The 20193-nt window shown below is 44.5% G+C and carries 23 protein-coding genes and 9 pseudogenes; 23 read left to right on the top strand and 9 right to left on the bottom strand.

Annotation, left to right across the window (positions count from 1 at the left end):
* The first annotated feature begins 111 nt into the window (after nt 1-111).
* Nucleotides 112-594, top strand: coding sequence for a TrmH family RNA methyltransferase (locus DXE31_RS11365; RefSeq protein WP_231969426.1), 483 nt, complete (start codon nt 112-114; stop codon nt 592-594).
* A 217-nt stretch (nt 595-811) separates the two neighbouring features.
* Here DXE31_RS11365 and ppsR read toward each other — a convergent pair whose 3' ends face one another.
* The gene (ppsR, locus tag DXE31_RS06575; protein WP_114698260.1) at nt 812-1639 is read right to left on the bottom strand and encodes a posphoenolpyruvate synthetase regulatory kinase/phosphorylase PpsR; all 828 of its coding nucleotides are present in this window, start codon (nt 1637-1639) and stop codon (nt 812-814) included.
* A 106-nt stretch (nt 1640-1745) separates the two neighbouring features.
* Between ppsR and ppsA the strand changes: the two genes are divergently transcribed.
* Nucleotides 1746-4139, top strand: coding sequence for a phosphoenolpyruvate synthase (gene ppsA, locus DXE31_RS06580; protein ID WP_114698261.1), 2394 nt, complete (start codon nt 1746-1748; stop codon nt 4137-4139).
* A gap of 224 nt (nt 4140-4363) precedes the next feature.
* Here ppsA and DXE31_RS06585 read toward each other — a convergent pair whose 3' ends face one another.
* From DXE31_RS06585 to smpB, 7 genes and pseudogenes are all read right to left on the bottom strand, one after another.
* Complete coding sequence (locus DXE31_RS06585; protein WP_231969427.1) at nt 4364-5038, bottom strand: peptidase; 675 nt, start codon at nt 5036-5038, stop codon at nt 4364-4366.
* A gap of 95 nt (nt 5039-5133) precedes the next feature.
* Nucleotides 5134-5316, bottom strand: coding sequence for a hypothetical protein (locus tag DXE31_RS10360; protein ID WP_197712164.1), 183 nt, complete (start codon nt 5314-5316; stop codon nt 5134-5136).
* A 27-nt stretch (nt 5317-5343) separates the two neighbouring features.
* Nucleotides 5344-5691, bottom strand: a complete 348-nt coding sequence (locus DXE31_RS12890) for a transglutaminase-like domain-containing protein (protein WP_415078093.1) — start codon at nt 5689-5691, stop codon at nt 5344-5346.
* Nucleotides 5692-5910: 219 nt separating this feature from the next.
* Complete coding sequence (locus DXE31_RS06595; RefSeq protein ID WP_231969428.1) at nt 5911-6564, bottom strand: alpha-E domain-containing protein; 654 nt, start codon at nt 6562-6564, stop codon at nt 5911-5913.
* Nucleotides 6449-6862: pseudogene (locus DXE31_RS11370) on the bottom strand (alpha-E domain-containing protein). The gene DXE31_RS06595 and the pseudogene DXE31_RS11370 overlap by 116 nt, the downstream one beginning before the upstream one ends.
* Before the next feature lie 28 nt (nt 6863-6890).
* Nucleotides 6891-8242, bottom strand: a pseudogene (locus DXE31_RS06600) (circularly permuted type 2 ATP-grasp protein).
* Between the two features lie 132 nt (nt 8243-8374).
* On the bottom strand, nt 8375-8827 hold the full coding sequence (smpB, locus tag DXE31_RS06605; protein ID WP_114698262.1) for an SsrA-binding protein SmpB: 453 nt from the start codon (nt 8825-8827) through the stop codon (nt 8375-8377).
* Between the two features lie 25 nt (nt 8828-8852).
* Here smpB and DXE31_RS06610 point away from each other — a divergent pair, with 25 nt between their 5' ends.
* Genes DXE31_RS06610 through guaA form a run of 4 tightly spaced genes read left to right on the top strand, consistent with a single transcriptional unit; the run spans nt 8853 to nt 12777 of the window.
* The gene (locus tag DXE31_RS06610) at nt 8853-9284 is read left to right on the top strand and encodes a type II toxin-antitoxin system RatA family toxin (protein ID WP_114698263.1); all 432 of its coding nucleotides are present in this window, start codon (nt 8853-8855) and stop codon (nt 9282-9284) included.
* Complete coding sequence (locus tag DXE31_RS06615; protein WP_114698264.1) at nt 9277-9627, top strand: RnfH family protein; 351 nt, start codon at nt 9277-9279, stop codon at nt 9625-9627. The genes DXE31_RS06610 and DXE31_RS06615 overlap by 8 nt, the downstream gene beginning before the upstream one ends.
* A 26-nt stretch (nt 9628-9653) precedes the next feature.
* Nucleotides 9654-11117, top strand: a complete 1464-nt coding sequence (gene guaB, locus DXE31_RS06620) for an IMP dehydrogenase (protein ID WP_114698265.1) — start codon at nt 9654-9656, stop codon at nt 11115-11117.
* Nucleotides 11118-11166: 49 nt separating this feature from the next.
* Nucleotides 11167-12777: a glutamine-hydrolyzing GMP synthase gene (guaA, locus tag DXE31_RS06625; protein ID WP_114698266.1), complete on the top strand. Its 1611-nt coding sequence runs from the start codon at nt 11167-11169 to the stop codon at nt 12775-12777.
* Nucleotides 12778-12793: 16 nt separating this feature from the next.
* On the opposite strand, the pseudogene DXE31_RS06630 reads toward guaA, so the two are convergent.
* Nucleotides 12794-13563: pseudogene (locus DXE31_RS06630) on the bottom strand (LysR family transcriptional regulator).
* Nucleotides 13564-13698: 135 nt separating this feature from the next.
* On the opposite strand from DXE31_RS06630, the pseudogene DXE31_RS06635 reads away from it, so the two are divergent.
* From DXE31_RS06635 to DXE31_RS12090, 17 genes and pseudogenes are all read left to right on the top strand, one after another.
* Nucleotides 13699-14296, top strand: a pseudogene (locus DXE31_RS06635) (enolase C-terminal domain-like protein); the annotation flags it as partial.
* Between the two features lie 38 nt (nt 14297-14334).
* Nucleotides 14335-14740 (top strand): annotated as a pseudogene (locus tag DXE31_RS06640) (dioxygenase family protein); the annotation flags it as partial.
* 17 nt (nt 14741-14757) lie between these two features.
* Nucleotides 14758-14912, top strand: a pseudogene (locus DXE31_RS11375) (ABC transporter permease); the annotation flags it as partial.
* Between the two features lie 30 nt (nt 14913-14942).
* Nucleotides 14943-15820 (top strand): annotated as a pseudogene (locus tag DXE31_RS06645) (branched-chain amino acid ABC transporter permease).
* A 78-nt stretch (nt 15821-15898) separates the two neighbouring features.
* Nucleotides 15899-16132: an ABC transporter permease subunit gene (locus tag DXE31_RS12445; RefSeq protein ID WP_331852000.1), complete on the top strand. Its 234-nt coding sequence runs from the start codon at nt 15899-15901 to the stop codon at nt 16130-16132.
* Between the two features lie 166 nt (nt 16133-16298).
* Nucleotides 16299-16679, top strand: a complete 381-nt coding sequence (locus tag DXE31_RS12450) for a branched-chain amino acid ABC transporter permease (RefSeq protein WP_331852001.1) — start codon at nt 16299-16301, stop codon at nt 16677-16679.
* Nucleotides 16667-16825, top strand: coding sequence for a hypothetical protein (locus DXE31_RS12455; RefSeq protein ID WP_331852002.1), 159 nt, complete (start codon nt 16667-16669; stop codon nt 16823-16825). The genes DXE31_RS12450 and DXE31_RS12455 overlap by 13 nt, the downstream gene beginning before the upstream one ends.
* On the top strand, nt 16822-17001 hold the full coding sequence (locus tag DXE31_RS12895) for a hypothetical protein (protein ID WP_415078116.1): 180 nt from the start codon (nt 16822-16824) through the stop codon (nt 16999-17001). The genes DXE31_RS12455 and DXE31_RS12895 overlap by 4 nt, the downstream gene beginning before the upstream one ends.
* Nucleotides 16940-17086: pseudogene (locus tag DXE31_RS12900) on the top strand (ATP-binding cassette domain-containing protein); the annotation flags it as partial. The gene DXE31_RS12895 and the pseudogene DXE31_RS12900, both read left to right, overlap by 62 nt.
* A 44-nt stretch (nt 17087-17130) precedes the next feature.
* Nucleotides 17131-17391 carry a DUF455 family protein gene (locus DXE31_RS11380; RefSeq protein ID WP_114698267.1) on the top strand — a complete coding sequence of 87 codons (261 nt, stop codon included), beginning with the start codon at nt 17131-17133 and terminating at the stop codon, nt 17389-17391.
* Nucleotides 17392-17654: 263 nt separating this feature from the next.
* Nucleotides 17655-18017, top strand: coding sequence for an Organic radical activating enzyme (locus DXE31_RS06665; RefSeq protein WP_197712167.1), 363 nt, complete (start codon nt 17655-17657; stop codon nt 18015-18017).
* Between the two features lie 8 nt (nt 18018-18025).
* Nucleotides 18026-18491 (top strand): annotated as a pseudogene (locus DXE31_RS06670) (6-pyruvoyl trahydropterin synthase family protein).
* Nucleotides 18492-18950, top strand: a complete 459-nt coding sequence (gene tadA, locus DXE31_RS06675; RefSeq protein ID WP_114698268.1) for a tRNA adenosine(34) deaminase TadA — start codon at nt 18492-18494, stop codon at nt 18948-18950.
* On the top strand, nt 18947-19276 hold the full coding sequence (locus DXE31_RS11385) for an LD-carboxypeptidase (protein ID WP_231969429.1): 330 nt from the start codon (nt 18947-18949) through the stop codon (nt 19274-19276). Before tadA ends, DXE31_RS11385 begins: the two co-directional genes overlap by 4 nt.
* Nucleotides 19277-19499: 223 nt before the next feature.
* Nucleotides 19500-19790: a hypothetical protein gene (locus DXE31_RS11390; RefSeq protein ID WP_231969430.1), complete on the top strand. Its 291-nt coding sequence runs from the start codon at nt 19500-19502 to the stop codon at nt 19788-19790.
* A complete protein-coding gene (locus DXE31_RS12085; protein ID WP_269460630.1) occupies nt 19772-19897 on the top strand; it encodes a hypothetical protein in 126 nt (41 codons plus the stop codon). The genes DXE31_RS11390 and DXE31_RS12085 overlap by 19 nt, the downstream gene beginning before the upstream one ends.
* A gap of 57 nt (nt 19898-19954) precedes the next feature.
* Nucleotides 19955-20140 carry an SOUL family heme-binding protein gene (locus DXE31_RS12090; protein ID WP_197712168.1) on the top strand — a complete coding sequence of 62 codons (186 nt, stop codon included), beginning with the start codon at nt 19955-19957 and terminating at the stop codon, nt 20138-20140.
* The last annotated feature ends 53 nt before the right edge of the window (nt 20141-20193 follow it).

Raw genomic sequence — 20193 nt, forward strand, 5'->3', positions numbered from 1 at the left:
CTTTTATTTAAGGAGGTTCGCAATCTGCAAGCTACCGACTCTAAAGGTCAGAAGGCTAGGCTTGCGAGTGGCCAAGCTTTATGAGAGGGTATTCATTTGGTGCAGACCTGGGTGGGCGATCCTGCTATAAAGATTCTGCTTACTTCAGAAGTTGGTCTCAAAAATATAGAAATCTCCCAAGCTATCTTCGAGCATCTCGAGATTTGTCCTGAAACCAAAGTATTTCAGTTGGATAGCGTGCTCTGGGACTTACTTTCTGATTTAGTAAATGCACCTCATATCGCCGGTCTCTTAGATCTTCCAAAATCTACCCTTGCTCCTCCGCAGTCTATCTCAACCTTAGAGGGCGATGTTGTGATTTTGGATCGAGTACAGGATGCAGGAAAGGTTGGTTCAATATTGCGTACTGCGGCTGCGGCTGGCTTTACACAAGTGATTGCTCTTACTGGATGCGCCTATGTATGGGCCAGCAAAGTATTGCGTGCCGGTATGGGCGCACATCGCTTGCTTGATTTATATGAAGGATGGTCCAACCAACAATTGTTGAGCGCAGTAACTGCGCCTTTACTAGGCACTACGTCAGATGCAGAGTAAGATCTTGACTCGCTCAAAAGAGAGTGGCTGCATCCCGTAGTTTGGGTGATGGGTAGTGAAGGTTAAGGCGTTACCGAAGATCTGCTTATGCAAGCCAAAGGAGTGACTATTCCGATTGATCCAAGGTATGAATCGCTCAATGTCTCTACCGCAGCAGCAATCTGTTTGTTTGAAACATTAAGAGTGAGGCGGCGATCTTAAATTGAAGAAAAGTCCTTTATCCGAGGATTGTTTTATTTGACTTGATCGCCTGTAGTACCGTAGCAGCGATCTCTTCAATTGATTTGCTGGTGGTTAGTACCCATGGAATGGACTGCTTTTTCATCATTGCGGTAGCTTCGTTTATTTCATATCGGCAGTTTTCTAACTTGGCGTAGTTGCTACTGGGTCTGCATTCATTTCGAATCTCTGACAGCCGCTCTGCGTCGATCATCAGGCCGAAGATTTTTTGGCGAAAAGGAGCCAAGTCTTTAGGAAGTTGACCTCTTTCAAAGTCTTCTGGGATAAGTGGATAGTTTGCAGCCTTCAAGCCATATTGCATTGCGAGGTACAGGCTCGTTGGAGTTTTTCCGACTCGAGAGATGCCAATCAGGATGACATCGGCTTCAGCTAAGTTTTGATTGGACTGACCATCATCATGCGCCAAAGAATAGTTGATTGCTTTAATGCGGTTCTTATAGGCTTCTGTATCCGCATTGTGGTGAAGTCGGTTCATGGCATGGGTAGATTTCATACCCAATGCCTCCTCTAAAGGGGCTACAAAGGTTTGGAGCATCTCTAAGATCAAACCATTTGCTTTGTCAACAATCGTATTGAGTGCGGAGTTCACTAAAGCAGTGAAAACAATGGGTTGTACCCCATATTTAGCAGCCGCTTGGTTGATGCTACTTACAACATTATGGGCCTTGTCGACGTTATCTACAAAAGGCACGCGAATATGCTTAAAAGTGGCCTCAAATTGAGCCAAAATCGATTGGCTGAAGTTCTCGGCAGTAATACCGGTACCGTCAGAAACAATAAAAACAATACGGGCCTCGTTAGGCATGAATTTAGCTCAACAGTCGGGGTCAGCACTACAATAGAATCATATTAAAGCATACCTCATATGCGGTGGCCGCCATACCAGTTTCCTTATCTTTAGAGAGTATTGTATGTCCAACCAACAGCAACAAAATAGCAACATTACAGAAGCCTATGTATTGCCTTTTGAGCAACTTCGTATGACCGATGTCGAATCTGTCGGCGGTAAAAATGCCTCATTGGGAGAGATGATTTCTCAATTGGCTTCTACTGGGGTTCGCGTTCCAACAGGTTTTGCCACTACAGCATTGGCATTTCGTGATTTTCTAAAATACAACAATCTGACGGAGCGCATACAAAAGCGTTTAGCAGGTTTAAATATTGATGATGTACGCGCTTTAGCAGAGGCGGGCGCCGAGATTCGTCCTTGGATTGAAGCAGCACCATTTCAGCCTAAGCTTGAAGAAGAAATTTGTAAAGCATTTGCGGTGCTAGATGACTCAGGCAAAGGCTCTTTCGCAGTGCGCTCATCAGCCACTGCTGAAGACCTGTCTGACGCATCTTTTGCCGGTCAGCAAGAAACTTTCCTGAACGTCGAGGGTATTGAGAATGTTCTCAAGAAAATTCGCGAGGTATTTGCCTCACTCTATAACGACCGCGCAATTTCTTACCGTGTTCATAAGGGCTTTGCTCATGCTGAAGTAGCATTGTCTGCGGGTATTCAACGGATGGTGCGCTCTGATCTGGGTACTGCCGGGGTCATGTGTACATTAGATATCGAGTCTGGCTTTGAGGATGTAGTTTTCATTACCTCAAGCTATGGCTTAGGCGAAACTGTGGTTCAGGGAGCAGTCAACCCAGATGAGTTTTACGTTTTTAAAACCACGTTAGCTAAAGATAAAAAAGCAATCATTCGCCGTTCTTTGGGCTCTAAATTAATTCAGATGCAATTTGCACCTAAGGAATCAGCCGAAAAAGTGCAAACAGTAGACGTGTCTCCAGAAAAGCGTAATCGTTTTTCCTTGGAAGATGCGGATATTACTGAGTTAGCTAAGTATGCAGCGATCATTGAAAAGCACTATGGCCGTCCAATGGATATCGAGTGGGGTAAAGATGGTCAAGATGGTCGTATTTATATACTTCAAGCGCGTCCTGAAACAGTGAAGAGCCAAGCTGCTGGCCAAGTCGAGATGCGTTATAAATTAAAAGGTAGCTCGAAAGTATTGGCAAAGGGTCGTGCGATTGGTCAAAAGATTGGTGCAGGTCTGGTACGTATCATTCGTGATCCGAGTGAAATGGATCGTGTGCAGCCAGGAGATGTGTTGGTAGCCGATATGACTGATCCAAACTGGGAGCCAATCATGAAGCGGGCTTCTGCAATTGTGACTAACCGTGGTGGTCGTACTTGTCACGCAGCCATCATTGCCCGTGAATTAGGTGTTCCTGCTATTGTAGGTTGCGGAGATGCAACGGAGCGCTTGCAGGACGGTATGGTGGTCACCGTTTCTTGTGCTGAAGGCGATGAAGGCCATATCTATGATGGTTTGATCGAATCGGAGGTAACTGAAGTATCTCGTGGAGCATTGCCTGAAATTCCAGTCAAGATCACCATGAATATTGGTAATCCTCAGTGGGCATTTGATTTCTGTCAGATCCCAAATGCAGGTGTTGGTTTAGCGCGTCTCGAGTTCATTATCAATAACTATATTGGCGTTCATCCGCGTGCTGTACTGGAATATCCAAATATTGATCCTGATCTCAAGCGTGCAGTAGAGAGTGTTGCGCGTGGCTACGCTAGCCCTCGTCAATTCTATGAAGATAAGTTAGTTGAAGGCGTTGCAATAATTGCGGCTGCTTTCTATCCAAAGCCAGTCATTGTGCGTTTATCTGACTTCAAATCCAATGAGTACAAGAAACTCATCGGCGGATCACGTTATGAGCCAGATGCGGAAAATTCAATGTTGGGCTTCCGCGGTGCTTCACGTTACGTTTCTGAAGCTTTTGCACTTGAGTGCGTTGCGATGAACCGTGTCCGAGAGGATATGGGCTTAGATAACGTTGAGATCATGGTTCCGTTTGTACGTACGATTAAGCAAGCTGAGCGAGTCATTGATATGATGGAAAAGTTTGGTCTTAAGCGTGGCGTCAATGGCTTACGTCTGATTATGATGTGCGAAATTCCATCCAATGCGATTTTGGCTGACCAGTTCCTGGAATACTTTGATGGCTTCTCAATCGGCTCTAACGACATGACTCGGTTAACACTGGGTCTAGATCGTGATTCTGGTATGGAGCTACTGGCAATCGATTTTGATGAGCGCGATCCAGCAGTTGAGTTCATGATTGCGCGCTTAATTGATGCTTGTCGTAAGCAAAATAAATACGTTGGCATTTGTGGTCAAGGTCCTTCAGACCACCCAGACTTTGCGCGCTGGTTAGTGGAGAAGGGAGTTACTTCTATCTCACTGAATCCTGATAGCGTAGTAGCTACCTGGGAGGTGTTGGGTCAGAGTTTAAAAGCATAAATACCAGACGTCACAATAGCAAAAGGCCCAGAGAAATCTGGGCCTTTTGCTATTGTGAATATAAAAAACTATTTTGCTTTGACTTTAGTGCTATTTCTTTTGACTGAATTTTTGTGGGTGGGAGTAGTGGTCTTCGCTTTTCCTTTGGGGGGTTGGCGATTCATTGGAACTGCGCCCATTTTTTTCGCAGGCGCAGAAATAGCGCTAGACTTATTGGCGCCACTTCAGCTGGGCTCGGAAATTGAATTAAATGCAGCGCGCAGTTTTTCACCCCAGAGCTGATGGATCATCTGGAAGTACGGGTTTACTGCATCCATGGTTACAAGCTTGTCTGCTTTCAATGAATTCTTCTCGTATACCAGCAGATCAAGTGGCGGCCCGACAGAAATATTACTGTTGAGTGTTGAATCCATCGACATCAAAACACACTTGGTAGCTAGATTGAGGGGCGTATTGAAATTCCACACTCGATCCAATATGGATTTGCCGTACTTGGACTCACTAACCTGAAAGCAGCAAGTCTCCGGGGTAGCTTCAATAAAGTTTCCGGCTGAGTAGATGTTAAAGAGGCGAGGTCTCTCACTGTTAACTTGACCGCCAAAGATAAGGTTGCAATTAACGTCAATTCCAGACTTCTCAAGCGCCTTATGGTCGCGGTCATACACTTGCTTAATGGCATCACCAAGGACGACGGCAGCATCATGTGAATTTTCGGCTGTCCAGAGATTTTTACCATTGAGCAATTGACCTTGGAGTAATATTTCTTTAACTGCTTGGGTAATCGCTAAATTGCCAGCGCTCATCAAAGTAAAAAATCGATTATTATCTTGAAACAAAGTCATTTTTCTAAAGGTGCCGATTTGATCTACGCCAGCATTGGTACGAGTGTCTGATGACAACCCAAAACCATCTTTAAGGCAAAGCCCAGCACAGTACGTCATTCTCAAACCCTCATCATTATTTGTGGAGATTATCTCTTCAAAACGACTTGGACCTAAGCCAGCTGCTGGATGGAGATATTGGTACTAAGCTCTTCGCCGTCACCGCCAGTGCGAACACCTTTAACGGGGTGTGCATAGTAGTAGTCCCGTCCAATGGCAAGCCTGATGTGGCGTGAATCAATTAGACAAGCGTGAGTAATATCTACGCTAATCCAAATGCCTTTTCTCAATATCACTGCAAAAATCTATCTAGGCGTGACTGGCTAGGTTGGGAGACTCTTTTCTGCAACGAAATACCCACTAACATAACGAGCGGGGATATTAGAGGCTCGGCATAAGCTCAACATAATGTGTGCATGATTTTGACAAACACCAGATCTCATAGCGAATGATTGGACTGCTGTAGTTGCAAAGTGGGTTTGACCGGGTACGTAGATGATAGTGTCTTGAACAGCAGCGGCTAATTTGAGAACCTCATCTATTGAATTCTTTTTTTGGCAGACCAGTTGAGAAGTACGTGAGCATCTCTTCAGTGGGCTCAGTAAGATTGGTTTGTTGCAATCGGTAGTAAGCTGAAACAGCTTTAGCTTCATCAACAAATTCATATACATCCTGAGTGTGTACTTCACCTTCAGCCTCAATCTACGTTACCAAAGGAATCAATTGAGTTGGATGCTTTAATTGGGGTGCCGATCTTCCGCTTGTCTATTTGTTGGCCCTCGACAGTGGGTGGAGTAAGACGCAATTCCTGAATGGAATAGCGTATACCGGTGCTTCATAGCGGTATACCGTGCGGTGGCGTATTTTGAGATGCATATTTTGATCATTTCTTAGGCGACAGCCAAAGGAATGAGATAGGCGCTACTAAACTCATCAGCTACATGGTTGATGTGTTCCAAAAAGCTTTCAATAAACTCTTCTAAACCTTGCTCAAATACTTCATCAATATCAGAGTAATCTAAGCTAGCTTTCAATTTTCCAAGTAAACGCTCAATTTCTTTAGATTGTTGATTTTTCATCTCAGAAATCAGTGGAATTAATTCACTGACACAGCAAATTAAAGATCGCGGCATTTGTTTGTTAAAGATGAGGAGTTGTGTAACCTGTTTTGGCGTAACCTGATCAAAATAAATTTGGCGATAAATCTCAAAAGCTGACACAGACCGAAGTAAAGCAGCCCAGTGATAGAAGTCAAAGAAGTTACCATCCGTGCCTTTGTTACCAACTGCGTCTTTATTGATGACCTTAATCGACGCCTGATATACGCGCTCGGCCCGCTCAAGCAATGTCCCTACGCTAATAAAGTAGAAGGCCTGATTCTTAAGCATAGTGCCATGCAGTACTCCTCTAAATACGTAGCAACGGTGCTTAACGCATTCCAAGAGGCGGGCTGGGATCAGCTTGATGTCTTGCTTCAAGGATGCGGTGTAACTCAAGCCAAGTGGTGTTTTGTGTTTTCCAAACTGCAGAAGTACTTTTTCCACGAATGACGCGAGCATTTTCTCGCGCAGCATATAGACAGGAGACGATACTCGAGGGATTACTTGTTTCATAAATTATGAAATCCAAAACATTCTCACGATTAATAACATCATATTTACTTAAGAATGCATCCTATAACTTGGAAAGAGTGAGTAATTTTTTCCAGCTTTGTTCTAAAAACTTCTCAGGCTGTGGAAGTAAGGAGGTCTGATGATTGACGTCGAGCATGCGAGCAGTCTTTTCTGCGCGCTCGGTATAGCGGGCCATCCAGTAAAGATAATCAGCGGTACGACTAAGCATAATTTTTCTTATTTCTCATGCACTTCTCTTATTCTTCCAGCACCCAGGTATCTTTAGTTCCGCTACCTTTGGATGAATTTACAACCAAAGAGCCCTCTTTCAGGGCAACCCTGGTCAATCCACCGGGAATCATCTTGATTGTTTTTCCTGAGAGAACAAAAGGTCTTAAATCGATATGCCTTGGGGCAACACCAGACTCTACAAAAGTAGGGCCGGTCGATAGAGCTAAAGTAGGTTGAGCGATATATTTATCTGAGTTAGCAATCAGATGCGCTCTAAATATTTGACTACCAACTTCTCTAAATTGGCTAGTGTATAAGCCAGGTCATCTGGCTTGCGACATTGGAAGGTGGGAACATTATTGAGAATGGGTTTTTCGCCTAGATAAAACTCAATCATCTCAGGAACATAGGGATAAATGGATTTGTCATCTGCAATGCCCATGCCAATTGCATTAGCCAATGTCACATTGCCTGCGCGATGTGCTGATAATAGCCCAGCTACGCCCAGGGTGGAGTCCGAGCGGAATGCTAATGGATCCACAGGAAGTCATCATCAACACGACGATAGATCCCATCAACACGCTCAGGTTCTTGGGTGGTACGCATAAAGACCTGTTCGTTCTTAACAAATAAATCCTTGCCTTCCACTAACTCAACGCCCATCTGCTGCGCGAGATAGCTGTGCTCAAAGTAAACTGAGTTGTACATGTCTGGTGTAAGCACAACCACATTCGGTTTTTTAACATCGTCTGGTTTAGCAGACTTGAGGCACTCGAGCAAAAGATCTGGGTAGTGCTCAACGGGTGCAATGCGATATTTCTGTAAAAGATCTGGAAAGAGTCGCATCATCATCTTGCGATCTTCGACCATATAAGACACACTAGAGGGAACGCGCAAGTTATCGTCTAATACATAGAACTCGCCTTCACCAGCGCGTATGATATCAATACCTGCAATTTGGGCGTATATGTCGTGTGGCGCGCTGACATTGCGCATTTCGGGACGACGGTATTGCGCATTGTTATAAATTTGTTCGGCTGGAACAATTCCTGCTTTGATGATTTCTTCATCGTGATGCACATCATAGATAAAGCGATTTAGCGCTTTAACACGCTGGCGAAGGCCAGCCTCAAGCTGCGCCCACTCTTTGGCTGTGAAGATACGGAGAACTTGATCAAATGGAATCGTTCTTTCTGAGCCAAAGTCATCTCTATAAACGGCGAAGGTGAATATCTACGCGTCGCAAGATGAGATCTGCCTCAGCCCGCTTGAGGCCCATGAGGGTGTCGCTTTGCTGTTTCAGCCAGCTGTGAAAGATTTCGTAGTGGGGGCGCGCTTTCCCTGCGGCGTCAAGCATTTCATCAAAAGGCAATTTCATAGTTACAAAACTCATGCCTTCACTGACTCTGAGTTCGTTGAGTTGCAGCGGCTTGGTGCCATGTTGCACTATAAACGTACAAAATGGTCAGATATTGGCTTTTAAACTGTTTTATCAGGCTTTTTAAGCTTATTAGGCGTTTAAATCGCCTCTGGCAATACGTCCTTTTTGTACTTCCCATTCACGCTCTTTGGTTGCTGCACGTTTGTCATGCTGTTTCTTACCCCTGGCAAGGCCAATTTCGCATTTGACGTTACCTCTCGAGAAATGCAGGTTCAGAGGCACGATGGTGTAGCCCTTTTGCTCTACCTTGCCACTCAAGTTGCGAATTTCAATGGCATTAAGCAGAAGTTTTCGAGTCCTAGTGCTGTCTGGAACGATATGGGTTGAGGCTGAAAATAGGGGGGTGATATGGCAGCCGATCAGAAATAGCTCCGCCTTGCGGATGACTACATACGCTTCTTTAATGTGCATACGGCCTGCGCGGATGGCCTTAACTTCCCAGCCCTCCAAGACTAGCCCTGCCTCAAAGCGCTCCTCGATAAAATAATCAAAGAAGGCTTTTTTGTTATCGACGATACTCATATTTATTTAGCTCTCAAGAACGATTATGGCAGACCTCTATAAGACCGTTTTAATTGGTCAATCAGCCGACCGTATGTATGCCTTGGTGACAGATGTCGCCCGTTATCCTGAGTTCCTACCTTGGTGTGCTGGAGTGGAAATTTTTGAGCAGACTGAGATTGTGCTTAATGCCAAAATCAATATTCATTTCAAGGGCATTACGCAGTACTTTCATACGCGCAATGTCAATCACCGCCCAGAGACTATCGATATGGTCTTCGTAGATGGCCCATTTAAGCATTTCTCTGGGCAATGGAACTTTATTCCTTTGCGAGAAGATGCGTGTAAGGTTGAATTCAAGCTCCATTGGGAATTTAAGAGCGTAATCCTAGATAAGATCATTGGCCCCGTCTTTGGGCATATTGCTGGAACCTTTGTAGATTGCTTTGTGAAGCGGGCAGAAGAGCTTTATGGCTGAGCGCTCGCTTGATCTCCTGTTGTGTGATGCTCGAGATGGAGAGCCCACAGTTATACCCTTCAAACTTGTTTTGCAAGCAAATGAGCAGGCTACCGTTGGGTTTGCTTTGATGAGATCAGGTGTTGCATTTGGTCCGGATGATCCTGTGTTAGCCAGACAAGGCTGTTTTGGGGTCTTTGGTAAGCGCAAGGAGTGGGATAGCCCAATTTATGCTGGTGACCGTTTAGAGCTCTACTCCCCTTTATTAATAGATCCCAAGACGGTTCGGCGCAAGAAGGCTAATCAGAACCAGGACGCCAAATTCCAGGCTGCCGCAGCTAAAAGAAAGGCTAGGAGGCTATAATCTGTTTTTGCGACTAGGGGTTTTGCATGCGACTCATTCAAAAAGCACTCACTTTTGACGATGTGCTCCTCGTACCGGCCTATTCATCGGTACTTCCTCGAGAAGCCAGCTTGGCAAGTAAATTAACTCGAGAAATTTCACTCAATACACCATTGGTATCGGCAGCGATGGATACCGTGACCGAAGGCCGACTAGCAATTGCAATGGCGACCGAAGGTGGTATTGGCATCATTCATAAAAACTTAAAGCCTGCTGAGCAAGCGCGTGAAGTGGCTAAAGTAAAGCGCTACGAATCTGGTGTCTTGCGTGATCCGATCACAATCAGTCCAGATGTGACTTTGTGTCAAGTGAACCAACTCTCTCGTGAGCATGGATTCTCAGGATTTCCAGTATTGGTTGGTAAAGAAGTTGTCGGCATTATTACTAATCGCGATTTGCGTTTCGAAGAAGATCTAGATGCGCCTGTTAAATCAAAGATGACTCCGCGTGATCGTTTGGTCACAGTAAAAGAAGGTTGCTCACTGGAAGAGGCGAAGCGTTTGATGAGTCAGCATCGCCTTGAGCGCGTTCTGGTGGTCAATGATCAGTTCGAATTGCGCGGCCTGATTACTGTTAAAGACATTTTGAAAGCGACTGAGCATCCTAATGCGTGTAAAGACGGCGAGGGTAAGCTTCGTGTTGGCGCTGCGGTAGGTGTTGGTCCCGATAACGATGCGCGTATTGAATTATTGGTACGCGCTGGGGTAGATGTCATTGTGGTTGATACAGCCCATGGTCATAGTCAAGGTGTATTAGATCGTGTGAAGTGGGTAAAAACAAATTTCCCGCATGTACAAGTGATTGGCGGCAATATTGCCACTGGTGATGCTGCTAAAGCATTGGCAGATCACGGGGCCGATGGTGTTAAAGTAGGTGTTGGTCCAGGCTCTATTTGCACAACGCGTATAGTTGCTGGTGTTGGCGTGCCGCAAATCACCGCAATTGTGAATGTGGCCGCCGCACTCAAAGGTACAGGAATTCCATTAATTGCAGACGGTGGCGTACGCTACTCTGGTGACGTTGCTAAAGCATTAGCCACAGGTGCTAGCTCAGTAATGATGGGCGGTATGTTTGCTGGTACAGAGGAGGCGCCTGGTGAAGTGTTCCTATATCAGGGACGTTCATACAAGAGTTATCGTGGTATGGGATCTTTGGGTGCAATGGCAGACGGTTCTGCTGAACGTTACTTCCAAAGCGATATCGTTGCGAATGCTGAAAAGTTGGTGCCAGAAGGAGTTGAGGGCCAGGTTCCTTATAAGGGCAGCGTATTAGCCATCTTGCACCAGTTGACTGGTGGTATTCGTTCTTCCATGGGTTACCTCGGCTGCAAAACGATTGCGGAACTGCATGAGAAAGCCAACTTTGTCGAAATCACTTCTGCGGGCGTACGTGAATCGCATGTGCATGATGTGAAGATTACTAAGGAAGCGCCCAACTACCATATTGATTAACAAATAAACCCAAGCTGAAATTACAGCTGAATTAAAGACTGACTTTTTCGTGCACGACAAAATACTGATTCTCGACTTTGGTTCACAAGTAACTCAACTGATTGCCAGGCGCGTACGCGATGGACGCGTGTACTCAGAAATTCATCCTTATGACTGCGATCCCGCATTTATCCGTAAGTTCATTCAGGAGCAGGGTGGCAAAGGAATTATTCTGTCTGGTGGACCTAGTTCAGTAACAGAGGAGGGTAGTCCAAGAGCGCCTCAAATTGTTTTTGAGATCGGAGTACCTGTCTTAGGTATTTGTTACGGTATGCAAACTATGGCTACCCAACTGGGTGGGGCAGTAGCTTCTGCAGAAGCTTTAGGAAAGGCGCGGGAGTTTGGGTATTCCGAAGTGCGTGCGCATGGTTATACCCATTTGCTAAAGGGTATTCAGGACTTTTCTACAAGTGAGGGGCACGATATTTTGAAGGTGTGGATGAGTCATGGCGACTCTGTAACAACGCTTCCACCTTCATTTAAGTTAATAGCCTCAACCGAGGCTTGCCCCATTGCAGGAATGGCCGATGAAGAACGACGTTTCTATGCGTTTCAGTTTCATCCTGAGGTGACTCAGGCTCTTCAAGGCGCTGCAATCATTGAGCGCTTTGTGCATCAGATTTGTCAATGCAAGCCTGATTGGGTAATGGGCGATTACATTGCTGAAGCAGTGGAGAATATTCGTAAACAAGTTGGCAATGATGAAGTCATTCTCGGTTTATCTGGTGGAGTAGACTCAAGTGTTGCGGCAGTCTTAATTCACCGTGCAATTGGTGACCAGTTAACTTGCGTATTTGTAGACCACGGCCTCCTGCGCTTAAATGAAGGTGATATGGTGATGGAAATGTTTGCGCGCAACTTGGGCGTAAAGGTTATTCGCGTGGACGCTAAAGATACCTTCATGGGCGAACTAGCAGGCGTTTCCGATCCCGAAGCAAAACGCAAAATTATTGGCAAAGAATTTATCAAGATTTTCCAGGCTGAATCTGGAAAAATTAAAAATGCCAAATGGCTTGCGCAAGGCACCATCTATCCAGACGTCATTGAGTCTGCAGGTAAGGGTAAGCGGGGTGGTGCACATACGATTAAGAGTCACCACAACGTTGGCGGCTTACCTGAAGATATGCATCTCAAATTACTTGAGCCGTTGCGTGAACTCTTTAAAGATGAAGTCCGCGAACTTGGCGTTGCCTTAGGCTTGCCACGTGAAATGGTCTATCGTCATCCATTTCCTGGTCCTGGCCTTGGTGTTCGTATCTTAGGAGAAGTGAAAGCAGAGTTTGCTAGCTTACTGCAACATGCAGATGCCATCTTTATTGAAGAATTGCGCAATATCATAGATGAGGCATCTCAAAAATCTTGGTATGACCTCACCAGTCAAGCATTTGCCATCTTTCTTCCTGTCAAATCCGTTGGGGTGATGGGAGATGGTAGAACCTATGAGTATGTAGTAGCACTGAGAGCAGTGCAAACACAAGACTTTATGACAGCGCATTGGGCGCATCTGCCACACGAATTACTCGGGAAGGTTTCCAATCGTATCATCAACGAAGTGCGTGGCATCAATCGAGTTGTTTACGACATCAGTGGAAAACCTCCAGCAACGATCGAGTGGGAATAAGAAGCTATAGCTAGTTTTATAGCTCTTCTCGAGAAGAAGACATCCCCTCTTGATCATAGAGGGCTATAAATTAAATCGAGCATCTCTTTAATGCCTACTGATTTATCCATTGCTCTAGCGCTCATAGTAATCGGGGAGTAGGCATGGTGCTCATTAATTCTAGATAGACGACATCATCTCTCTTCATGCCGTGTAAGCTGGTAGGAACAATAGTTACACCTTCCCCTGCGGCAACTAGTCCGATAGAAATTTACAGCTCTCTAACTTCACTAATTTTGTTAGGGCGCACATTTCTTTCTCGAAAGCCATTCAATACTTGATCTGCAAAGCTCGGACGAGGATTTTTAGGGAAAACAATTAAGTTTTCATCGGCTTAACCTTTTAGGTTAATCGGCTTATTTGACTTCGAGAGCGGGTGTTCATAGGGGACGGCAGCAATTAATTTTTCTTGACGCAAAACTATTCTTCTGACATTTGCATCTTCATGACGTACACGTCCAAAACCAACATTCAATGTTTTGTTGATATTCCCAACGCGTTGTGTCATAGCCTTGATCTCACCAGTTCTAGCCAATACCTGCTTAGCAGGCTCGTAAAAAAGTTACCGGCTTCGGTTAATTTCAGTGGCTTTGAGTTCCTAACAAAAAGAGCAACATCTAGCTTCTCTTCGAATCGTTGAATCTGCCTGCTTAAGGGTGGCTATGCAATGAATAGTTTTTCAGAAGCTCTAGTGAAATTCTTCTTCTCTGCAACAGCAACGAAATAGCGTAAATGCCTTAATTCCATATATATACCTTTTAAGTATCAAAAGGATACCAAAACAGTCTTGGACGTGTCAAAAAGACATCTTTAGAGTTCATTTATCGCAACACTATACGAAATAGATATGATTAACTCAGTAGAAACCTTCATTGTAGATGTCCCCACAAGCTTTCTGTGGTCACAATGAACGCTCAGGCCCTCGTTTTAGTGCGGATTAGATGCGCAGATGGGGTTGAGGGCTGGGGAGAGGCCACTACGATTGGCGGCTTGAATTACGGCGAAGAGAGTCCAGAAAGTATCAAAACCAATATTGAGACTTATATGGCCCCGTTGGTTGGTAGTTGGGATGAAAGCCGATCAAGTTGCCAAGGTGATGTACAAACTGCGCAACACAATTCAAGGGAATCGATTTGCGAAGTGCGCAATTGAGACTGCCTTGTTTGATACTCAAGGTAAGCGCCTTGGTGTTCCTGTGAGTGAGTTGCTCGGCGGTCGTGTTCGTGATGAGTTACCAGGTGCTTGGACTCTAGCTAGCGGCGACACGAAAAAAGATATTGCTGAGGCAGAGAAGATGATCTCACTCCGCAGACATAACATTTGTAAGCTAAAGATTGGCTTACGCTCTGTTGAGGCTGATGTTGAATATGTTCTAGCAATCAAGCGCGCATTGGGTTCTGTTAGTGTCCGTGTAGATGTTAATCAAGCGTGGAGTGAGCTGAATGCCGTTAAAGGTATTGCAGCATTGCAAGCAGGTGGAACCGAATTTTGGAAAGGTTTGGAATCTTTCTCAGAAGCTCTGGCGCTCCAGAGTCTAAAGGATTTGCCCGTATGGATGATGGCACAGAAGTAGATAAGGCAGAGACGCTGTTTATGCAAGGTGCTGTTTACGGTGCTGATGGCAAGCCATTGCCAAATGCCAAGGTGGAGATGTGGCATGCAAACACATTGTGTGGGTGGCTACTCCTTCTTTGATAAGACTCAGTCTCCTTACAATTTGCGCCGCACTATCTTCACGGATGAAGATGGCCGTTATGCCATGCACAGCATCATGCCAAATGGTTATGGCTGTCCACTAGATGGATCTACTCAAGCCTTATTAGATTTGTTAGGTCGTCATGATCAGCGTCCAGCACATGTTCATGACTTTGTGACTGCCCCTGGCCATAGAAAGTTAACCGCTCAGATCAATATAGATGGTGATTTGAAGATATAATGTTGAAAGCAAAAATTGATAGTCCACACGGTACTTTTACAGTTTCAAAATCCCATAATCCAATCCAAGATACCTACGTGAAGGTATTGGTAAGGAGAATAAATGCAAGTCTGTTGCATCTAAGTCTTTGGCAGATCCTGCGCGCGGTTGCAATCTCTAATCAGAGCTCTATGTACCATGGGAAATCTATATAGATTATGCGACATTTTTGATACAGTCGCCAAATCCTATTCAGGATGGATTGCTTCTATTTCTAGTAGCTTCAGGCTTGAGCCTCATTTTTGGAATCATAGGGGTTATCAATTTAGCTTTTATATGATCAATCGGCGCCTATCTGGCTTTTGGATTAGCTCCTATCGTTGGTGATATATTTGGTGGCGGCTTCATAGCGATTTTGGTGTTTGGAGTCATTACCTTTGCAGTGCTTGGATATCTATTAGAGTGGGCATTTTTTAGTTACCTATACACGAGAGATCATCTGCAGCAGGTGATGATGACATATGGACTGATTTTGGTATTCGAAGAATGCCGAAGCTTACTCGTTGGCGATGATGTTCATGGTGTAAAACCTCCGGCATGGCTTGAGGGAAGCATCCCATTGACGGATGTCAATGTTTATCCCACTTATAGATTATTCATCTGGTTGGCGTGTATTGCTCTCGCCATTGGAATGTATCTCGTATTCACCAAAACAAAGCTGGGGATGATGATCAGGGCTGGAAGTGTTAATCGTGAGATGACACAGTTGATCGGCATCAATATTAAATTCTTATACAGGGTAGTTTTCGCTGCAAGAGTTGCTATTGCAGCATTTTCTGGCATGAAGGCGGCGCCTGTTTCCTCAGTTTATCCAGGCATGGGGCAGGCATTTTGATTATTTGCTTTCTAGTTGTTGTGATTGCCGGTATTGGTTCAATCCAAGGCGCATTTGTAGCGTCACTTCTCATTGGTTTTGTGGATACTGTCGGAAAGGTCGTCTTACCGCAAGCTGCTGGGGTATTGGTCTACGTCTTAATGACTATCATTTTGCTTTGGAAACCAAATGGATTATTTAAGGCTGAAACATGAAAAATAAATCCTTATACTTTTATATCCCATTTTTTGCATTACTTGTAGTCATGCCTTGTGTGGGAAATGACTATAGGAATGATTGAGTGGTTACAACCATTATTTTTTATATTTGCTTTAAGTCTTGAGTTGCGGGTAGGAACAACAGGATTGGTCTGTTTTGGCCAAGCAGCCTTTTTTAGGGTTGGTGCTTACGTCACCGTCCTATTGACAGCTCAATTTTCAGATCCATCTCTTGGATTCCTGGTAATGGCCTCAGTTACATCAGCGGCTGTTTTGGCATTATTTGTTGGAGCACTTTCTAAGAACTAAAGGGGTTTATTTCATTATGGTGACCCTAGCCTTTGCGCAAATGGTGTACTACGTCATTCATGACACCCCTTGAGGTGGCGGAACCGATGGTATTTATCTTTCATCGAAACCGACGATCTTTGCTGATTATGGATTAGGAAATGCAACTGTATTCTATTTTTTTACAGTGGCAAGTTTACTATTAGTATTAATTTTTCTCGGCATTCTATTGCGCTCCAGATTTGGTCACGCGTTAGTGGGTATAAGAATTAATGAAAATAGAATGAGTACTGCAGGATACGAAACTTACTTTTATCAAGTAGCTGTCTTTGTTATCTCAGGCGGAATTGCGCGCCGAACTGGATTTTTATACGCCATTAAAGATGGCTATGTAAATCCAGAGTTACTTAGTTGGCATCAGTCCGGAACGGTTTTAATCATGATCATTCTGGGTGGTCTTGGTTATTTGCGTGGCGCTATCATTGGTGCCTTTGCATTTGCCCTTTTAGAGGAAATATTCCGTTCCGAAGCGCTTTTTGGAGCCTTTTATAAGCATTGGCATTTTTAGGCCTTGGGTTATTAGCAATCATCCTTTGTGTTGCATTACTTCCCAATGGTCTGATTAGTTTGCCATCTCAATGGCGTATCCGTTTAATGGGAGGTCTTGGATCTGCTGTAGTGAAAGAAGAGACCACTAATGGAGCTCAATCATGATAAATAGCACGAATTCTTCAGAGGTATTACTGCGCGCAACTAACCTGGTTCGTCAGTGGGGTGGTTTAGTGGCGGTAAAGAAGGTTGAAATTGAGTTGAAACGCGGAGAGATCCATGCAGTTATTTGGTACCAATGGCGCTGGAAAATCGACTCTCATCAATTTGCTTTCGGGTGAAATATCCGTCAGTAGTGGTGATATTGAAATATTAGGCAAGCAAGTAAGCAGTTGGTCGCAGCCAAGGCTGGCCAAAAAAGGGATTGGTAGAAGCTATCAAAGAAACACCATTTTTCCAGAGCTATCTGTATGCGGGATCGTTTCAAGCAAATCAAAGAGACTAGAGCTGTTGAGATTCTGGAAATTATTCTCAATGATGAAGGCGGTCATGTACTCATTGGCAATCGCTGGTTTAATTATTTATGTGCCAAGAAGCAAGTGTTTCCTATTGCTGCTTATAGAGAGTTAGCTGCTAAATACCGTGCGCCAATTTTAAAAGGTCCATTTAATATAGAGGCACGCAAGCAAGCAGGCTTTACAGCTGAAAAGTTAAATCTTTTAGGGGCGTAAATAAAGATATTAAATATCCTTTTGCTATGCCCTCAACTTTATCGGGAAAAACTATGAAATTATCTCTGTCGCACTAGCGACGGTTGCTTGTGGTGGTCTTTTTTATGAACACGGCACCCCAGTGGCTCAGCCAATTCCTTTGCCAACCATTCGCGGTCCACAAGTTGGTCAATAATGGACATATGTGAAGAAGGATGTATTTGATGGCAAGATCTTAGAGGTGGTCAATGAACGGGTTGCAAGTATTGGTTCATCGATTGTGATTGAACGTTCTACAACAGATTGATGAATTAATTGACGCTCTCCATCAAAAAGGTTTTGAGGTTGCGATAGAAACAAATGGTACCATTAAAGTTCCTAAGGCTGACTCTGATTTAATTGTTCTTCAGGCAGAAGAATTAAAGTTAGTCATTCCGCAAGTTCAGAATTCGGAATTAGAAAAGCTGATGGCTCGTTTTGAGAAGATGGATTACCGAAATCGTTTCTTACAGCTGAGGGCTGGACTCAATCTCAAAACAAATACTGAATTAGCAGTTCATTTGTGCCAAATGAGGCCGCTATGGAGATTAAGCTTGCAGTCCCATAAATTATTCGTTAATTTCGTGAACTCTAAGCATATTAAGTGAAACGCCTAATGATCAATAAACAACCCGCTATTTCTATTACACGTCGACTTGAATTTGACTCCGGACACCATATTCCAAATCATGATGGTCAATGTCGTCATCTGCATGGACATTGCTATGCTATTGAGGTGATGCTTTACTGGGGAGGTGGCTGATCACTCTGGTAAGGCCGATGATGGCATGGTATTGGACTTTGGAGATATTAAGCGCTTAACCAACCAGTACGTTGGTGATCGTTGGGATCATGCATTTTTAGTAGCTAAAGAGGATGAGGGTTTGGTGACTTGCTTGGCTAGCCTCCCTAACAATAAGGCTGTGATTATGGAACATGCGCCCACTGTAGAAAATCTAGCTAATGCTGCTTTTGCTATATTGCAGCCAGTTTTTAGTAAAGCTTTTGGCGGTCGCCTGGAGTTGTCCTCGATTCGCCTATACGAATCGCCTAATTGTTGGGCTGATGTTCATTCAGCATAAATGACACAAGCTGAGCTTGACCAGCAATATATGCGCATGGCAATTGAGCAAGCTCAATTGGCCGCGCAATCTGGAGAAGTGCCAGTTGGTGCGGTACTTGTTCGTGATGGGCAAGTGATTTCTAAAGCTTTTAATAAGCCTATTTCAAACCATGACCCCAGCGCACATGCTGAAATGCTCGCTCTGCGGGAAGCAGCGCTGATGGAGAAAAATTACCGCCTCCCCGGCAGCACTTTATATGTCACTTTAGAGCCCTGCGCAATGTGCTCCGGCGCTATGCTTCATGCTAGGATTAGTCGAATCGTTTATGGTGCGCCAGATCCAAAAACTGGTGCAGCTGGCGGCGTTATGGATTTATTTGCCTCTAAGCGGATTAATCATCAAACTAGCGCTGAAGGTGGCGTTATGAGCGAGGAGTGTGGCCAATTGCTACGAGAATTTTTTAAAGGACGACGTTGAGATCCATTCAACTGATTGCTCCGTCTGGAGCAAGTGTAGATGGTAAAAGCCCTCTAGCCGGTATCGACTGGCTAGAGGGCCAAGGTATTCTCGTTCACAATGCTGGCTGTATTCAACGTGTTGATGAGCGTGTTGCGGGTAGCGATGAAGTTCGTTTAGCCGAACTCAACAATTTGCCTAACCTAGATACTTCCACAGTGGTGATGGTGATGCGTGGTGGGTATGGTCTTCATCGTTTGCTGCCCTATATTCAATGGAATGCTATTGCAAAAGCAATCCAAGATGGATTACAAGTCTGTGGACACAGTGATTTCACGGTTTTTTAGTTAGGCTTATTGGCTAAAACGGGTGCCATTACTCTTGCTGGCCCAATGCTGAATTACGACTTTGTACGAATTGGCGAGGATAGTGCTCCTGTGCTGTAGCCCCCGATGTTTTCATGTGGCAGCATTTTCAATATGCAGTAGATAGTCGAAAGTTGGAGTGCCGTGTGACCGCTCCACAATCTTATTTGGGTGAAAAGAATAATGGCGCAGTAAGCGGAATCTTGTGGGGTGGAAATTTAACTGTTCTGGCGGGACACTGGTTGGAACAGTGCACTTGCCAAATGCGCAGCAAGCGCAGGGTGGAATATTGTTCTTGGAGGATGTCAATGAGCATCCTTATCGTATCGAAAGAATGTTGATGCAGCTTCTGGATGCTGGTGTTCTCGCTAAACAAGCGGCAATACTATTAGGTGGTTTTTCTGCAACAGCCTATACGAAAACGATAAGGGCTACTCTCTTGAGCGTGCTATTGATGCGATTCGTCAACGTTTGCCAGTGGAGATTCCAATATTGACTGGACTACCGTTTGGATATCAAACCAATAAACTGACTTTGCCGGTTGGCGCTCAAGCAAGTTTGACTTTTGATCTAACTGGTTTTGAAATCCAGTCACAGTGGTAACTTATATAGACCGTTCTCGATAAAGCACCGCCTTTTGAGATTCGCTCCTACGCGCCTATGCTTTTCGCAGAAGTACAAGTTGAAGGCGATCTAGATGATGCATCTAGTCAAGGCTTTCGTCTAATTCAAATCAGCGAAAAGATCGCAATGACCGCACCAGTAATTGTTGTTGATCAAAGCTTAAAAAGTTCAAAAATTGCAATGACTGTTCCCGGTGGGATTGAACCTAATGCTGGCAAATAGACCGTATCATTTGTGATGCCTGCCGAATATACGATGGAATGAATACCTAAGCC

This window comes from Polynucleobacter necessarius (assembly GCF_900095185.1).
GTDB lineage: Bacteria > Pseudomonadota > Gammaproteobacteria > Burkholderiales > Burkholderiaceae > Polynucleobacter.

What these genes read in the sequence shown, in the direction of transcription:
- DXE31_RS12445 (WP_331852000.1), top strand. Translation starts at nt 15,899, where the DNA reads ATGATTGAGTGGTTACAACCATTATTTTTTATATTTGCTTTAAGTCTT.
- DXE31_RS12890 (WP_415078093.1), bottom strand. Translation starts at nt 5,691, where the DNA reads ATGTATATGAATTTGTTGATGAAGCTAAAGCTGTTTCAGCTTACTACC.
- ppsR (WP_114698260.1), bottom strand. Translation starts at nt 1,639, where the DNA reads ATGCCTAACGAGGCCCGTATTGTTTTTATTGTTTCTGACGGTACCGGT.
- DXE31_RS11380 (WP_114698267.1), top strand. Translation starts at nt 17,131, where the DNA reads ATGCGGGATCGTTTCAAGCAAATCAAAGAGACTAGAGCTGTTGAGATT.
- tadA (WP_114698268.1), top strand. Translation starts at nt 18,492, where the DNA reads ATGACACAAGCTGAGCTTGACCAGCAATATATGCGCATGGCAATTGAG.
- DXE31_RS12090 (WP_197712168.1), top strand. Translation starts at nt 19,955, where the DNA reads ATGCTTTTCGCAGAAGTACAAGTTGAAGGCGATCTAGATGATGCATCT.
- guaB (WP_114698265.1), top strand. Translation starts at nt 9,654, where the DNA reads ATGCGACTCATTCAAAAAGCACTCACTTTTGACGATGTGCTCCTCGTA.
- DXE31_RS12895 (WP_415078116.1), top strand. Translation starts at nt 16,822, where the DNA reads ATGATAAATAGCACGAATTCTTCAGAGGTATTACTGCGCGCAACTAAC.
- DXE31_RS06610 (WP_114698263.1), top strand. Translation starts at nt 8,853, where the DNA reads ATGGCAGACCTCTATAAGACCGTTTTAATTGGTCAATCAGCCGACCGT.
- smpB (WP_114698262.1), bottom strand. Translation starts at nt 8,827, where the DNA reads ATGAGTATCGTCGATAACAAAAAAGCCTTCTTTGATTATTTTATCGAG.
- ppsA (WP_114698261.1), top strand. Translation starts at nt 1,746, where the DNA reads ATGTCCAACCAACAGCAACAAAATAGCAACATTACAGAAGCCTATGTA.
- DXE31_RS06615 (WP_114698264.1), top strand. Translation starts at nt 9,277, where the DNA reads ATGGCTGAGCGCTCGCTTGATCTCCTGTTGTGTGATGCTCGAGATGGA.